This window comes from Virgibacillus dakarensis (assembly GCF_900155625.1).
GTDB lineage: Bacteria > Bacillota > Bacilli > Bacillales > Amphibacillaceae > Lentibacillus_C > Lentibacillus_C populi.
Genome location: NZ_LT732553.1, coordinates 1,002,295 through 1,018,204 on the forward strand (window position 1 = coordinate 1,002,295; position 15,910 = coordinate 1,018,204).

Here is a 15,910-nt window from a genome sequence, read left to right on the forward strand (position 1 = left end):
CCCAAACAGAATTTAATCCATATTCATGGGTGCTTAATAGGGAGGTATTTCCTTGCGAATGAGTCGTTTGCGAAAGTTTAAGTCAAGAAAAAAGTTTATCTTGTTAACAAAAATGATTGCTGTGTTTTATTTGGCCACTTTTTCATTTAGCTATCTGACATCTGGAACTGGGGCATATTTTAACGACGGAAAAACGAATAAACATGTCATTCAGGCCGGAGAATGGTGGGATCAGAGTGAGCTTGAATTCATAGGAAAACCGACACAAAATGTGAAAGCCTGCCCGCCAACGGATATAAGTGTGCAAATTAAAAATAATGGCTTTACGATGATCGGGCCAACTGAATATGAAATCTACTATTCGGAAAATGGAAATCCAAAAAATAATGGGGAAAAGATAGCAGCATGGAGCATTGACCCTATAAAAGAAGGCGGCATCACAACGTTATCCTTTCATGCTGAAAAAGTCGGGTCCTATACGTTTAAAGCATTGCAACGTCCAGGATATAAAAATGATGAAAAGTCAAGACACGAGATCTGGAGCGAAAAAGTAATGGTTAAATGTATGGAGAAAGCCGAGGAAGACAAACAAGATGAACGAAACATTGAGGATAAATCCGAAGAAAATAATGATTCGGAAAAAACCAATGCAGCTAAAGATAATCAGTCTAAAGACGAACAAAAGAATTCCGAAAAGATAGTGGAGAATAGCGCAGATAAAACAGATAACGGTTCATCAGATCCCACCGGAAAAACCGAGTCAAAAGAAAATGACGAAACAAAAACAGACAAGAATGAATCATCTGGAGAACAGTCAACTTCGAAGGATCAAAAACAAAAGCCAAATGCAAAACAAACAGAATCCGCTGTAAACGAGGAGGTTGACAAAGATGAGTAAAAAGCAGGGGAAAAAAGTATGGAAATGGCTTAACAATATTACGACAGTACTATTATTCACCATCTTAATCGGGATGCTTGCTGTTGTTATTATATCTAAATTTTCCGGTGGAGAACCCGGGATTTTCGGTTATCAATTAAAAACCGTCCTATCCGGCTCCATGGAACCCGGTATCAAGACAGGTTCAATTATCGCAGTTAAGCCTGGAGGCGATATGACCAGATTCAAAGAAAATGATGTAATTACGTTTCAAGCTGACGAAAAAACCGTAATTACTCATCGAATCGTAGACGTTACAAAAAGCGGAGAACACACAATTTATCAAACAAAGGGGGATAATAATAACGCCCCTGACATGGATCCGGTTTTATCAGAAAATGTGGTTGGAGAATATACTGGCTTCACCATCCCGTACGTTGGCTATTTTAGTAACTTTGTCCAATCAAAAAATGGTGCCTTTCTATTATTAATACCGGGCATTTTGTTACTCGGTTATTCGATCTTTATTATTTGGAAGACATTATCAGAGGTAGAGGCGTCAAATCAAAGAGATAAAGGTCAAGTGAAGGAAAGTGCAGAGGCGTCCAGCTAATTGATGTTGTGAGTGCTGAGAAATGGGGTGAAACGGTTGAAAAAAACACTAGTGTTAGCGGCTACTGTTGCTTTGATGATAGGCACTTTTTTCCTTCCTGATAGGCATGTTTACGGCTCGGAGAATGCAACATCAGAAATTGACATTGGGATTAAGCCAAGCAGGTATTTATTTCATATTAAAGATATGAAACCCGGGGATTGGGTGCCAAGAACAATGATTGTGCAAAATAATGGATTAAAAGATTTTAATTATTATATAAAATTGGAAAATACGAGTGAATCGGTAAAACTATATAACGAATTATTACTAGAAATTAGTGACGAAGATGGAGAAATATATAGTGGAAAGTTAGCCGATCTCCATGAACTACCGCCAAGAAGCTTAGCGTCGTCCAGTGAAGAAAAGTTAGGATTTACTATACGGTTTCCGGAACATCTAGGAAATGAGTATCAGGGACTTGATGCAAGATTCACAATTAAATTTACTGCTGAAGGAGAAGGTAATCTTACGGATGAAGCTAGTAGTCAGGGGCTGGTTGGTAGAAATGGTTCACCGTCAGGAGGCTCACCATTACCGGACACTGCTACAAGTATGTTTACCCTATTATTAATTGGGGGAATTTTTCTACTAGTTGGCGGAATCCTGCTGCTATATCAAAAGTTAAAACGTATTGGCAGGTTTCGGGTATAGCATTTTTGTATTTAAATATTTTGACAAAGCGAACAGCACTCCATTACTGTTCGCTTTTCTTAAAACTAAAGAAAGTATAAAATTTGAGACGCAGTTATGCTTACATCAGAGCAGGCCACGTCCGGCTCCAGCTCTAAAGCTGTAGTAAACTTCCTTCACCTCCGTACGATAAGTCAACATCGGCTCGGGTAGGAAGGAAGGCCGACTAAAAGCGGGCTTTGCGCCCAACTCACGTCTACCCCTTTTGCAGGGGCATGTTTCCTTTATCTCCTGCGGTAGGAATGTTCGGTTAAAACCGCTGCTTTAAGCAGCAACACCGAACCACCCTGCTTGGCAGGGCGCAGTCCATACGTCGCTGACCGGGAGCTTGCACCTTTGTTCTGGCGAAACAAAACCATCCATTCATCGATCGCAAATGATTGCACATGAGCTTCTTTTCGTTCAACCTGAAAATATTCTTGAATTTCTTCTGCAGCATTCAGTAAATACTTTTCTACCCTGTCCATTTCTGTATCTGAATCCAAGGTTCGTGCTACCCATTCTCGAAACGGCAATCGTTTCTTCCTGCGTTTCTCCTTAACAATCTGTAAACATTGTCTGTTAAAAATGGTTGTCCATTCAGCAATTGTCCGTGATCGTACATGGCTGTAATCCCGCATTTTCTCTAATGTATTGTTAAACTGATCAAGGGATGTATTTTCTGGTGCAATATTATCGATGAAAAGAAATTGTCCGTCTGGCCTTAACACGCGGGCGACTTCTGCAACAAACTTGTCCGGATCCGGAAAGTGGTGTGCCGCGATTCTGCACGTAACAATATCGAACATGTCATTAGCAAACGGCAAATCCTCAGCATCAGCAACGGTAAACGTTATATTTTCACAGGATTGTAAATGCTTTGCCGTATTCCGCAACATCTCTTCTGTCAGATCAGTAGCAATAACTTCGTTTACGTGTGCTGCCAATTGTTTTGCAACATGTCCGCCACCTGTAGCAATATCAAGTGCTATCATGTCTGGGGCAAGCTTTAGCCACTCGATCATGTTAACTAAATCATTCCCGTTTGCATGTGTAGAACTGTTGATATAGGCGTCTTTGTTTTTTGAAAATACCTGTTTTACATAATCCTTTTCACGCATGTGGCTCTCCTCCAGTATATTTTGTTACCTTAATCATATGCTTTCTAATGCAATAAGTAAAATACTAGTTTATAATCAAAAGTAATAATAAATACTTATTCAACGGAGGACATCTACATGAAGATCGATGATTATGCCTTATTACTTAAATTGCATGAGATTGGAACGATTCGCGGGACGGCAAAGGCCATTCTAATTTCACAGCCTGCAGTTACCCAGCGGCTTAAATATATCGAGGAATATTTCGGTCAAACGATTTTTATCCGTACATCTAAAAGTTTGGTTCTGACCCCTGCCGGTGAAATCATTATCGAGCATGCGAAAGGTGTTATGGAACGGGAGGAAGTGTTGAAAAATCAACTGGCACAATCAAGTGACGATGTACAAGGAACGATCTCAATTGCTTGTTCGTCCCTGATCAGTCAGCGTTTTTTGCCGGCTATTTTAGCACAATTCACCCGTGCCTATCCTAAAGTTGCAATTGACCTTGTGACAGGTTTAAGTGAGGATATCAAGCGTGATCACAAGAATTACCATGTATGTATTATTCGTGGCGAAACATTTAAGGAATCAACGTGCAAACGATTGTTTGACGATCCATTATACATTTTCGATACAGAGCCTTTTCCTGACAATAAATTGAAAGAACGTCCATTGATTTCGTTTAAAAGTGATGATAGTATGCACGAGTCTGTTGACAACTGGCTTTATTATCATCAGGATCAAATCAAACCATTAAAGACGATCACAGTGGATCAGATTGAGACATGTAAACAGTTTATGAAAGAAGGATTAGGGATGGCTGTACTGCCTGAAAGCGTCTCAGATAAAATGATGGATGAATATCCCCATATCCCGTTGAAATTAAATGGAGAAAGTGTAACGCGGGATACCTGGATATGCTACCAGGAAGGCGTACGGAAATTACCTCAGGTTGATCGGTTCATTCAAACTATTATTGATAAAACATTTCTTTAGTTTGATAGGGTTGTCTTGTTGTGTGACTGAACATGGGCGAAATCAATAGTAAAAGCGGGATCATCAATAGAAATCGAGAGAACATCAATAATAAAAGCGGGAACATCAACAGAAATTGAGAGAACATCAACAGTAAAAGCGGAATCATCAATAGAAATCGAGAGAACATCAACAGTAAAAGCGGAATCATCAATAGAAATCGAGAGAACATCAACAGTAAAAGCGGAAACATCAACAGAAATCGAATGGACATCGACAGTAAAAGCAGAAACATCAACACAAATCGAACATCAATAATAAATTCGAAACATCTCTTGCACAACCCAAAGGTTTAACAGCTTGTATTTTGAGGAACAAATAACTATAAACATGTAAAGGAGTGTTCCAATAATGAGCAATGTACTATTTACCGCAAGCGCAACAGCAAAGAATGGACGTGATGGACATGTGAAGTCTGATGATGGTTTAATTGATTTAAAATTGGTAAATCCGGCAAAAAACAAAGAAGATAAAGGGTCGAACCCGGAGCAGCTATTTGCAGCAGCATATTCCGCTTGTTTTGACGGAGCGCTGAATCTTGTTGCATCCAAGCAAAATAAGAAAATTGATTCAGAGACAAACGCGGAGGTCAGTTTTTGCAAAGATCCGGCAGATAATGGATTTAAAATTGCGGTTACGTTAAATATTAAGATAAAAGGTGTTAACCCTGAAGATGCTCAGCAGCTAGCGGAAGATGCGCATCAAGCTTGTCCGTATTCAAAAGCTACTAGAGGAAACATAGAGGTCACCTTAAATCCTGAAGCTGTTGAATAAAGAATGACATGCTGTGGCGCTGCAGGTAGCGCACTCTAATTAGGAGCGGGCTTAAACTCCAAAGTTCCGCGTTCACTGGCTTGGACTGCGTGCTTGTTCAGGCTGGATCCATTCAACAAATACCAAAAGAAAAACGGATGATCTTGGTGAGGATCATCCGTTTTTCTTTTTACGCAATTTCTCAACAATTGCTTTATCTGGTGTGACAAAAAGTGTTTTCTGATTATCATAGGTAACATAACCAGGCTTAGCACCGTTTGGTTTCTTGACATGGCGAATCGTTGTATAATCAACTGGCACGGAAGATGATTGCTGTGATTTACTGAAATAAGCAGCTATTTGTGCCGCCTCCAGCAATGTCTCTTCACTTGGTGTGCGGCTGCGGATAATAACGTGTGACCCGGGTATATCCTTCGTGTGCAGCCAAATGTCATCACGGTGTGCGACCCTGGTTGTAACATATTCATTCTGCTTATTGTTTTTCCCGACAAGAATTTCTGTACCGTCAGAAGATACATATTCTTCCGGTTGAGGTTTACCTTGCTTTTTCTGTTTTCTCTGCTGCCGTTGTTTTTTTAAGTAGCCCTCGTCACGAAGCTCATCACGTATTTCCTCTATATCCGCTTCACGGGCGGTGTCAAGTTGCTGCAACAACTGATCTAAATAGGCAATTTCCTCATTTGTTTTGACCATTTCCTTTTCCACCATACGTTTGGAGGTTTTCAGCTTTTGGTACGTTTTAAAAAAGCTTTGGGCATTTTCACTCGGTGTCTTGTTCGGATTAAGATCGATTATTAAACTGTTTTGTTCCGGGTCGTAATAATCAATGACGGAAACGGATGCATCCCCAGGTTTTACCATGTGCATGTTCGCTGTCAATAATTCCCCGAGCCGCTGAAATTTTTCAGCACCTTCAGCCTTTTTCATTGTTTTCGCATGCTTTTTCAGCTTGCGTTCATTTTTGTCTTTTTCATTTTTGATAAATCGGTATAAGTCCTTTGCCTGTTGTTTGACCCGGTCACGCTCAGCCTTTCCCGAAAAAAATGTATCGAGCATGGAATTGGTTGTCGAAAATAATTCTTCTTTACCCTGGAAGGACGTGATCGGAAGTACATGAAAGTCTTCTTTTTTCCCTTGATAAATTGCCGGTGTATAGTTGTTTGTTTTGAGCAATTCCTGAATAGCAATAAACTTTTCCTTATATATTTTTGCCGAACCTAGTCTTGCCTGATGAACGATTTCGCTGGCAATGAGTGGGGAAAAGCCGACAAGTGTTTGCACAATTTGCTTCTCTAGTTTACCAGTATTAAAATCGAGTTTTTTGATAAAATTTTCCCCGTCAATTTCAAGGGGATTTGCTTTATTTTGTTCAGGTGGTAGCTTATACGTCTGTCCAGGCAGAATAGTTCGATAGCGATTTTGCGCGGCCGAGACGTGTTTCAAGCTATCGATGATATGCCCTTTTTCCTTATCAACCAGCATGACATTACTGTGTTTGCCCATTAATTCAATAACCAAGGACTTACGTGTTAGATCACCGATTTCATTGCGCGTCTTTATCGTGAAGGTTACAATCCGTTCCATGCCATATTGGTTAATGGCTTCGATCGTCGCTCCCGACAGGTGTTTGCGGAGCAGCATACAAAACATCGGCGGTTCTTTCGGATTTTTGTAATCATCATCGGTCAGGTGAAATCGTGCATATGTCGGATGTATCGATAATAATAATGTATGGTTTATACCTTGGCTGCGAACCGTTAAAACAAGTTCCGTCATCGTAGGTTGATAAATTTTTGTTATTTTTCCTGGTATAATTTTTGCGTTTAGCTCGTCCGTTACTGCCCTTGTAACAATTCCATCAAATGGCATACGATCACCTCTTTAATGCAATTATAGCATTTTTCCGGTCAAGTCTGCATAGAAATGAATAATGGTTTTACATGTACAAGCATTGTGCAGTGTAAAAATGAGTGCAGGTGAATGTGGAGGAATGCGGTATGAAATGGTATCAATTGGACGTAGATCAAGTAGCGGAAAAATTAAATGTGACAATGGATAACGGTTTGCCTGTCAAGCAAGTAGCCGATCGTCGCAAAAAATTCGGTGCCAATGTACTGGAAGAGGAAAAAAGCACGCCACGGTGGCTACTGTTTCTTAAACAATTCCAAGATTTCATGGTAATTGTGTTACTTGCGGCAACATTGATTGCTGGACTATTAGGTGAGTTTGTCGACGCCATCGCGATTATGGTAATTGTCCTTGTCAATGGTTTTATCGGCTATTTCCAAGAGCAAAAGGCGGAAAAATCACTAGCCAAATTAAAGGAATTATCTGCACCAATTGCAACCGTCCTGCGTGATCGTGAATGGATAAAAGTGCCGTCACAAGAGATTGTTGTCGGTGATGTTATCCGGCTTTCAAGCGGTGACAGGATTCCAGCTGATGTTCGAATTATCAAATCAATTGGCATGGAGGCAGAGGAGTCAGCATTAACTGGGGAATCACTGCCGGTTATGAAGCATACGAACGGGATTTCCAGGGATCATGTAGACCCGCAGGACCAAAGCAATATGGCATTTATGGGAACGCTAATAACAAGAGGATCTGCAACGGGGATTGTTGTTGGGACGGGCATGAATACGGTAATGGGACAAATCGCTTCCTTGATGGTGAAAACGAAAAAAATAACAACCCCATTGGAAAATAAGCTTGCAGAACTCGGAAAAATCCTCATTTTTGTTGCATTGGCTTTAACGGCATTAGTAGTCGTTGTAGGTGTTTATCAGGGGCACCCAGTTTATAATATGTTTTTGGCCGGTGTATCTCTAGCAGTTGCGGCAATTCCGGAAGGGCTGCCGGCGATAGTAACAGTTGCCTTATCATTAGGTGTGCAGCGGATGATCCGGAAAAAGGCAATCGTCCGGAAGCTCTCAGCTGTTGAGACATTAGGATGTGCGTCCGTTATTTGTTCCGATAAAACAGGGACGATGACGGAAAATCAAATGACCGTTAAAGAAATTTACTTGAATGGCAAGCATTTATATGTTACTGGTGACGGCTATGATATTCGTGGTGATTATTTTCTCAATAAAACAAAGGTCAACGAAACATTCCCAAATTTGCAATCCATGCTGTTATATGGCATGCTGTGCAATCACGCTGAATTACATGTTAAAAAAGGGAAATATTATGTTGACGGGGATCCGACTGACGGCGCGTTGCTGGTTGCGGCTCGAAAAATCGGTTTAAAGCCGGAGCACAACGAATACCGTATTGTGAAAGAAATTCCGTTTGATTCCGATCGCAAACGCATGAGTGTCATTATCGAGGATAACAATAAACGGCGCTTTGTGGTTACAAAGGGCGCACCCGATGTTTTACTGCCGAGATCTTCGTTTTTCATGGGTGAAGACGGCAGGAAATTGCTGAAAAAAGAAGATAAAAGCCATATTGATCATGCTATCAATCAAATGGCCGAAAAAGCATTGCGGACAATTGCCATTGCTATGAAGCCTTTGTCCAAGCAGGATGCACTGGACACTACGTTTATCGAAAATGATTTGACGTTTATTGGTCTGTACGGGATGATTGATCCGCCGCGCAAGGAAGTAAGAGCGGCAATTGCAGAATGCAGAAATGCAGGAATCAAGACGGTCATGATAACAGGCGATCATGTCAAAACGGCAAGGGCGATCGCTGAAAATTTACAACTGCTGCCTGAGAACGGTCTAGTATTGGATGGAAATCAATTAAATCAAATGTCAACGGATGAATTACGGGAAGTGATCGACCAGGTTTATGTTTTTGCCAGGGTAACCCCGGAACATAAATTAAAGATTGTCAATGCATTTCAGGAAAAAGGGCATATTGTAGCAATGACCGGTGACGGGGTAAATGATGCCCCGGCAATTAAGGCAAGTGATATCGGAATTAGCATGGGACAAAGTGGTACAGATGTAACGAAAGAAGCTTCGTCGCTCGTATTAATGGATGATAATTTTGCAACAATAAAAGCTGCGATAAATGAAGGGCGAAACATTTATGAAAATATTCGCAAATTCATTCGTTATTTGCTGGCATCCAACGTTGGTGAAATTCTCGTAATGTTGTTTGCGATGCTGCTGGCGTTACCATTACCGCTTGTACCTGTACAAATATTATGGGTAAACCTGGTCACAGATGGGCTGCCGGCGATGGCGCTAGGACTTGATAAGCCGGAGGAAGATGTGATGCGGCGGGCACCACGCAGCCCAAGGGAAGGTGTGTTTGCCAGAGGACTTGGGTTTAAAATTGTCAGCAGGGGTATAGTAATCGGCCTTGTGACGTTGCTTGCCTTTATGCTGACCTATCAGAATGATCCGGATAATCTTGTCTATGGGCAAACGATCGCTTTTACAACATTGGTCATGGCTCAGCTTATTCATGTATTTGATTGCCGCAGTGAACATTCGGTCTTTACCCGGAATCCATTTGAAAATATGTATTTGGTTTTAGCCGTCATTTCGTCCTTATTGCTGCTCCTCGTTGTTATCTATTTTGAACCATTACAAGTTGTCTTCCATACGACATTTTTGAGTTTGCGAGATTGGCTGCTTATCATTGTCTTTAGTTCATTACCGACGGTTTTGTTTGGCTTTACAAAAAAATAGAATTTATCACAGCTTCTGCTATTTTATTTGCGGAAGCTTTTCATTTTTCCCTGATCACTGCTATAATTAGAGAGTTAAACGAATGTAATGGATGTGGTAAGTATGGTAAGAAGCATGACGGGGTATGGAAGAGATGTGGTCCATATCGGGAAAACAACGGTAACTGTTGAAATCAAAAGTGTTAACCATCGTTTCCTTGATTTTAATATCAAGATTCCGCACACCCTTTTACTTTTGGAAGAGAAAATAAAAGAAATTGTTCGCTCCTTTTTTAACCGGGGACGAATTGAATTGTATATAAGTGTGGATGGGGAAGGTTTTGCGCAAAACATACTCGAAACCGATTGGAAATTGCTGGATCAATATATGGGCCAGCTTCAGCAAGTGAAGGAACGCTACCAGTTAACTGGCGAAATTCCAATGAGTACGCTTTTATCAATTCCCGAATTGTTTTCGGTCCGGCAGACTGCAGAACAGTCTGAGTTAGAGCTTGATATGGTTATAAAAAGTATTGAAGCTGCCTGTGTACAAGTTAAACAAATGCGTGAGAATGAGGGAGAAAAGCTGCTTACAGATATAGTTGCCCGCATGAACATCATCAGGGAATTGGTTTCCTCTTTAAAAACACGCAGAGAACACGTCATCGATGAATATCGGGAACGAATCAGTGCGCGCATAGAGGATCATTTGGATGGGGCAATGGATATAGATAAAAGCCGTTTGTACCAGGAAATCGCCCTGTTGGCGGAAAAAGGGGATATTACCGAGGAAATTACAAGATTAGGAAGCCATATCGATCAATTTTTTACAACAATTGAAAAGGATGGGCAAGTCGGCCGGAGACTGGATTTCATCCTGCAGGAAATGCATCGTGAAACAAATACAATCGGCTCCAAATCTACAGATCCCAAAATAAGCGAATGGGTTGTATCGATAAAAAGTGAATTGGAGAAAATGAAAGAACAAGTGCAAAATATAGAGTAATCGCTTGTTTTTGCATTTCTTTTTTCCTATACATATAATAGATAGTAGTAATAGTGGTGTTCAAATGTCGCTGAATCTGAGTCTTGAAGGTCGAGGCGGCGCAGCTGCTGAGTACAGGAAGTGCTGACTTCTGCTGTTAGGGCGGTTTTAGCAGAAGATTCTTTACCGCAAACGCCTTAGTTCACCGCTTTTTATTTGGTGACTTCTTGAACATCCTCTATAAGTGTAGACGGAATGCAGTAGTCATGGGTAGCGCCCGGTACGTCAGATCCTCATCCGAATCGGACGCTGCTTGAATTTTAAGGGGGAACCAGTTTGAGTTTACGACTAATTAACATTGGATTTGGCAATGTTGTTTCTGCTAATAGAATTATTTCTATTGTTTCACCAGAATCAGCGCCAATAAAACGGATTATTACCGTTGCACGTGATAATAATAAGTTAGTAGATGCAACGTACGGACGTCGGACAAGAGCTGTCATCATTACCGACAGTGATCACGTCGTGTTATCTGCAGTTCAGCCGGAAACAGTAGGGCAGCGCGTATTAAGCCATGAAGAAGATTCGGATGAATAAAACGGGAGGTTAGCTGTTTTGATAGAAGAGAAAGGGATTTTATTTGTTCTTTCCGGTCCCTCAGGTGTTGGGAAGGGTACAGTGAGAAAAGAGCTGTTTCAACATGATACAGCATTAAGATATTCGATCTCGATGACAACCAGGGAGAAAAGGCAAGGTGAAACAGATGGTGTCGATTATTTTTATAAAACAAATGAAGAATTTGAATCATTAATTGCCCAAAACAAGTTATTGGAATATGCTAAATATGTCAATAATTATTATGGTACACCACGGGATTATGTGGAAAAGACATTAGCAGAAGGGCATGATGTTTTCCTGGAAATTGAAGTGCAAGGCGCATTACAGGTTAAGGAAAACTTCCCGGAAGGTGTGTTCATCTTTTTATTCCCGCCAAGCTTGGAGGAATTAAAGAACCGGATCGTGAATCGTGGCACGGAAACGGAAGAATTAGTGTTAAACCGGCTAAAAGCAGCGAGAGACGAAATTGAAATGATGGATGCCTATGATTATGTTGTCGTAAATGATCAGATCAAACATGCAGTAGCCAAGGTGAAATCGATCATTCAAAGTGAACACTGTAAACGGGAACGGATTGCGAAACAATATAAGCAGCTATTGGAGGATGATATAAAATGATGTTAGAGCCATCAATTGACGCACTACAGGGAAAGATTAAATCAAAATATACACTTGTTACTTTATCGGCAAGACGTGCAAGAGAGATGCGCCATGCAAAAAACTGTCAGGTGGAAAATCCAAAATCTGAAAAATATGTCGGCATGGCACTTGAAGAAATTCTGGCAGAAAAATTATTTGTTAAGGAATAATCCTCTCAGACAACTCGGGTCCAATACCCTCGCATTATTTTGGCGAGGGTATTATTATTTGTTTTATACTTGCTTGATTATGTATGATTGAAATGAGTTATACAATGCAGATCGAAACCGGAAAGGCGGTAATAGAAATGCTACAGAATAAAAATATTCTATTAGGGGTTTCTGGCGGGATAGCGGTGTACAAGGCCTGTGCATTAACGAGCAAATTAACACAGGCGGGTGCAAATGTAAAGGTAATGATGACGGAGAACGCAACCAAATTTGTATCACCATTAACATTTCAGGCTTTATCCAGAAATCCTGTATATACGGATACATTTGATGAAAAAGATGTTAGAAAAATTGCTCATATCGATGTCGCAGACTGGGCAGATATTGTAATCATAGCCCCAGCTACAGCAAACATCATTGGAAAACTTGCCAATGGGATTGCCGATGATATGCTATCGACAACACTATTAGCTACACAGGCCAGTGTTTATATTGCCCCTGCTATGAATGTCCATATGTATGCCCACCCGGCTGTTATGCAAAATATGCAGCGCCTGGAAAAATGGGGCTACCACTTTATCGAACCCGGATCAGGGTATTTAGCGTGCGGCTATGTTGGGAAGGGACGATTAGAAGAACCAGAAAGTATTATCGAAACAGTCAAAACCCATCAAGACAAAAATAAGATCCTTGCCGGAAAAAAGGTGCTGATTTCAGCAGGACCAACACGCGAACAAATTGACCCGGTGCGATTTTTTACCAATCATTCATCAGGGAAAATGGGTTTTGCTCTTGCTGAGGCAGCAGCTGACCTTGGTGCCGAGGTTACCCTTGTTGCCGGACCAACCGATATGGAATTAGTGAATAAGCAGATCAAGCGTATTAATATTACAACTGCTGAGGAAATGTATCATGCAATGCATCACAATTTTCTAACGAGTGATATTGTCATTAAGGCAGCAGCTGTTGCGGATTACCGCCCAAAACAGGTCTATGAGGAGAAAATGAAAAAACAGGATGGTGTCTGGAAAATCGAAATGGAAAGGACAAAAGATATTTTGCAATCACTTGGAGAGGCAAAAACGGGTCAATTTTTAGTCGGGTTTGCTGCTGAAACGGAAAATGCTCTGGAATATGGAATGAAGAAATTGCAAAAGAAACGCTTGGATGCAGTTGTAATTAATGACGTATCGACGGCTGGCGCCGGGTTCGGCGGTGATACGAATATTGCCACATACTTGAACAAACACATGGAGAAAGAGGAAATTGCCTTATCATCAAAACGGGATATGGCGGATAAGATTATGATGTTGATTGACCGGGATATGAAGGATGAGTCCAAGTGAATATAGCTAAAGTAATTGTTGATGTGCAAGCCCGTTCGATTAATCAAACCTTTGATTATCTTATTCCAGACCGATTTCTTGACGTGTTGCAAAACGGTATGCGGGTGATCGTTCCGTTTGGTCCGAGGAAAATAATGGGTTATGTTGTCGGCCGAGTTTCAGAATCGGCTTATGATGAATTAAAAGAAATTATCGACATTCTCGATTTAACCCCCGCCTTAACAGAGGAGCTGCTTGAACTCGGGAAGTGGCTGGCGGATGAAACACTAAGTCTTTATATTACAACGTATCAGGCTATGCTGCCGCAAGTATTGAAATCACAATATAAAAAGGAGCTTGTCCGCCTGACAGATGCCAAGCTGGCAGATGATTTAGAGGTTTTATTTGCCGGCCGTGATTACGTGCCATATGAGGAATTGAACAATCGGCAGATCCGGTATTCCCACGTTCAAAAAGCAATCCAGGTTGGGGATATTATGATTAACTATCTCGTTAAATCTAAAATCACCAAAAAATATACCACCATAGTAAAGCCTAACAAGGATGCTTATTTACTTGAAGAAGCGATCCAGGATTTAGCAAAAAATGCAGCGAAACAACGGGAAATACTAACCTTTTTCATTGAAAATCCAGAGGCAATAGAACAAACGAAGCTGTTAAAAAACTTACAGACCACACAGCAGACAATTAAAAAATTAGTTGATAAAGGGCTGCTTGTTTCAACGAGGATGGAGGTTTTTCGTAATCCTTATGACGACGACCAGGTTGTTAAGACAACAGCACTAAAGCTTACAGAACAGCAGGAGCAAGCGATTAGTCCGATCAAACGGAAAATTGCCGAAAACCAGCACGACGTATTTTTGCTACATGGTGTGACTGGCAGCGGCAAGACAGAAATTTATTTACAAGCGATTCAGGACGTCATCGAAAAAGGGCAGGAGGCAATTGTCCTCGTTCCGGAAATTTCCTTGACTCCGCAAATGGTTCATCGCTTTAAAGGGCGGTTTGGTTCAAATGTTGCGGTGTTACATAGTGCCTTATCAAGTGGGGAAAAATATGATGAATGGCGGAAGGTTCAGCGAAAAGAAGTACAGGTTGTCGTTGGGGCCAGGTCGGCAGTTTTTGCCCCGTTCGAGAATATCGGGATTATTATTATTGACGAAGAACACGAAACAAGTTACAAACAGGAGGACCAGCCCCGGTATCATGCCAGAGATGTAGCCATTTATCGCGGCGAAAAGCATCAATGTCCGGTTATCCTTGGGAGTGCGACACCTGCACTAGAATCATACGCTCGTGCCCAAAAAGGCGTTTACCAACTAGCTACATTAACAAAAAGGACAAATAATAAAGGGATGCCTGATGTTCAGATAGTCGATATGCGAAAAGAACTTCACGCCGGCAATCGTACGATGTTTTCACGCAGATTAAAGAAACAAATCGAACAATGCATTGCGAAAAAAGAACAGGTTGTTTTGCTGTTGAACAGGCGAGGCTATTCAACATTTGTGATGTGCCGGGAATGTGGACATGTAAAAGAATGCCCACATTGCGATATTGCCTTGACATACCATAAAAATAGCAATCAATTAAAATGTCATTATTGTTCTTATGAGGAAAGCGTTCCTTTACATTGCCCGGAATGCAACAGTGATTTAATCCGTTACTTTGGTACCGGAACACAGCGTGTAGAGGAAGCTTTAACACAGCTAATCCCGGAAGCAAGGGTTGTCCGAATGGATGTCGATACGACAAGGCGAAAAGGCGCTCATGAAAAACTATTAAAGCGATTTGCCAATCAAGAAGCAGATATTTTATTAGGAACGCAAATGATCGCAAAAGGACTTGATTTTGAAAATGTCACCCTTGTTGGTGTATTGACCGCTGACTCGATGCTGCACTTGCCGGATTTTCGCTCTTCGGAAAAAACCTTCCAGCTGCTGACGCAAGTAAGCGGCAGGGCTGGCCGGCATGAATTGCCAGGTGAGGTGATTGTCCAGACGTATACTCCTGACCATTATAGTATCGAACTAGCAAGCACCTATGATTATGCACAATTTTATCGGACCGAGATGAACACACGTAAGACGTTTCAATACCCTCCATATGTTTTTTTGGCATTATTGACGGTTTCCCATCGGAATCAGGTAAAAGCTGTCCAGACAACACAAAAAATCGTGCAATTGCTGCTGAATCATGTAAACAATAAAACGGTAGTCCTTGGTCCGACACCATCACCAGTCACACGCATGAAAGATAGATATCGTTACCAATGCATGGTAAAATACAAGCAGGAACCACAGTTACGGAACCTGATCAGGAAAATTGTCCAGCAATTTGATGATGATGTGCGAAAGGATGACCTGCTGATTACAGTGGACATGCAGCCATATCAATTGATGTAGGAAGTAG

The 15,910-nt window shown here is 41.2% G+C and carries 14 protein-coding genes; 12 read left to right on the forward strand and 2 right to left on the reverse strand.

Annotation, left to right across the window (positions count from 1 at the left end; all coding sequences use genetic code 11):
• Positions 1 to 58 precede the first annotated feature (58 nt).
• Genes tapA through CZ382_RS05005 form a run of 3 tightly spaced genes read left to right on the forward strand, consistent with a single transcriptional unit; the run spans position 59 to position 2,183 of the window.
• Positions 59 to 898, forward strand: coding sequence for an amyloid fiber anchoring/assembly protein TapA (gene tapA / locus CZ382_RS04995; RefSeq protein ID WP_235000406.1), 840 nt, complete (start codon positions 59 to 61; stop codon positions 896 to 898).
• The gene (gene sipW / locus CZ382_RS05000) at positions 891 to 1,490 is read left to right on the forward strand and encodes a signal peptidase I SipW (protein WP_088050114.1); all 600 of its coding nucleotides are present in this window, start codon (positions 891 to 893) and stop codon (positions 1,488 to 1,490) included. Before tapA ends, sipW begins: the two co-directional genes overlap by 8 nt.
• Before the next feature lie 36 nt (positions 1,491 to 1,526).
• Positions 1,527 to 2,183 carry a TasA family protein gene (locus tag CZ382_RS05005; protein ID WP_088050115.1) on the forward strand — a complete coding sequence of 219 codons (657 nt, stop codon included), beginning with the start codon at positions 1,527 to 1,529 and terminating at the stop codon, positions 2,181 to 2,183.
• Between the two features lie 263 nt (positions 2,184 to 2,446).
• Here the strand turns inward: CZ382_RS05005 and CZ382_RS05010 are convergent, their stop codons facing one another.
• The gene (locus tag CZ382_RS05010; RefSeq protein ID WP_088050116.1) at positions 2,447 to 3,322 is read right to left on the reverse strand and encodes a class I SAM-dependent methyltransferase; all 876 of its coding nucleotides are present in this window, start codon (positions 3,320 to 3,322) and stop codon (positions 2,447 to 2,449) included.
• 117 nt (positions 3,323 to 3,439) lie between these two features.
• Here CZ382_RS05010 and CZ382_RS05015 point away from each other — a divergent pair, with 117 nt between their 5' ends.
• Together CZ382_RS05015 and CZ382_RS05020 are read left to right on the forward strand one after the other, a co-directional pair.
• Complete coding sequence (locus CZ382_RS05015; RefSeq protein ID WP_088050117.1) at positions 3,440 to 4,300, forward strand: LysR family transcriptional regulator; 861 nt, start codon at positions 3,440 to 3,442, stop codon at positions 4,298 to 4,300.
• 390 nt (positions 4,301 to 4,690) lie between these two features.
• A complete protein-coding gene (locus tag CZ382_RS05020; RefSeq protein WP_088050118.1) occupies positions 4,691 to 5,113 on the forward strand; it encodes an organic hydroperoxide resistance protein in 423 nt (140 codons plus the stop codon).
• Positions 5,114 to 5,266: 153 nt separating this feature from the next.
• Here the strand turns inward: CZ382_RS05020 and CZ382_RS05025 are convergent, their stop codons facing one another.
• A complete protein-coding gene (locus CZ382_RS05025) occupies positions 5,267 to 6,982 on the reverse strand; it encodes an Rqc2 family fibronectin-binding protein (protein ID WP_088050119.1) in 1,716 nt (571 codons plus the stop codon).
• 128 nt (positions 6,983 to 7,110) lie between these two features.
• On the opposite strand from CZ382_RS05025, the gene CZ382_RS05030 reads away from it, so the two are divergent.
• The 7 genes from CZ382_RS05030 to priA all read left to right on the forward strand — a co-directional run bounded on the left by CZ382_RS05030 (position 7,111) and on the right by priA (position 15,903).
• Positions 7,111 to 9,762: a calcium-translocating P-type ATPase, SERCA-type gene (locus CZ382_RS05030; protein WP_088050120.1), complete on the forward strand. Its 2,652-nt coding sequence runs from the start codon at positions 7,111 to 7,113 to the stop codon at positions 9,760 to 9,762.
• A 102-nt stretch (positions 9,763 to 9,864) separates the two neighbouring features.
• Entirely contained in the window at positions 9,865 to 10,746 is an 882-nt protein-coding gene (locus CZ382_RS05035; RefSeq protein ID WP_088050121.1) for a YicC/YloC family endoribonuclease, read from the forward strand.
• A gap of 315 nt (positions 10,747 to 11,061) precedes the next feature.
• Positions 11,062 to 11,322, forward strand: coding sequence for an extracellular matrix/biofilm regulator RemA (gene remA / locus CZ382_RS05040; protein ID WP_088050122.1), 261 nt, complete (start codon positions 11,062 to 11,064; stop codon positions 11,320 to 11,322).
• 18 nt (positions 11,323 to 11,340) lie between these two features.
• Positions 11,341 to 11,961, forward strand: coding sequence for a guanylate kinase (gene gmk, locus CZ382_RS05045; protein WP_088050123.1), 621 nt, complete (start codon positions 11,341 to 11,343; stop codon positions 11,959 to 11,961).
• Positions 11,958 to 12,152: a DNA-directed RNA polymerase subunit omega gene (rpoZ, locus tag CZ382_RS05050; RefSeq protein ID WP_088050124.1), complete on the forward strand. Its 195-nt coding sequence runs from the start codon at positions 11,958 to 11,960 to the stop codon at positions 12,150 to 12,152. The genes gmk and rpoZ overlap by 4 nt, the downstream gene beginning before the upstream one ends.
• Before the next feature lie 137 nt (positions 12,153 to 12,289).
• Positions 12,290 to 13,498 carry a bifunctional phosphopantothenoylcysteine decarboxylase/phosphopantothenate--cysteine ligase CoaBC gene (coaBC, locus tag CZ382_RS05055; RefSeq protein ID WP_088050981.1) on the forward strand — a complete coding sequence of 403 codons (1,209 nt, stop codon included), beginning with the start codon at positions 12,290 to 12,292 and terminating at the stop codon, positions 13,496 to 13,498.
• Positions 13,495 to 15,903, forward strand: a complete 2,409-nt coding sequence (gene priA / locus CZ382_RS05060; RefSeq protein ID WP_088050125.1) for a primosomal protein N' — start codon at positions 13,495 to 13,497, stop codon at positions 15,901 to 15,903. The genes coaBC and priA overlap by 4 nt, the downstream gene beginning before the upstream one ends.
• The last annotated feature ends 7 nt before the right edge of the window (positions 15,904 to 15,910 follow it).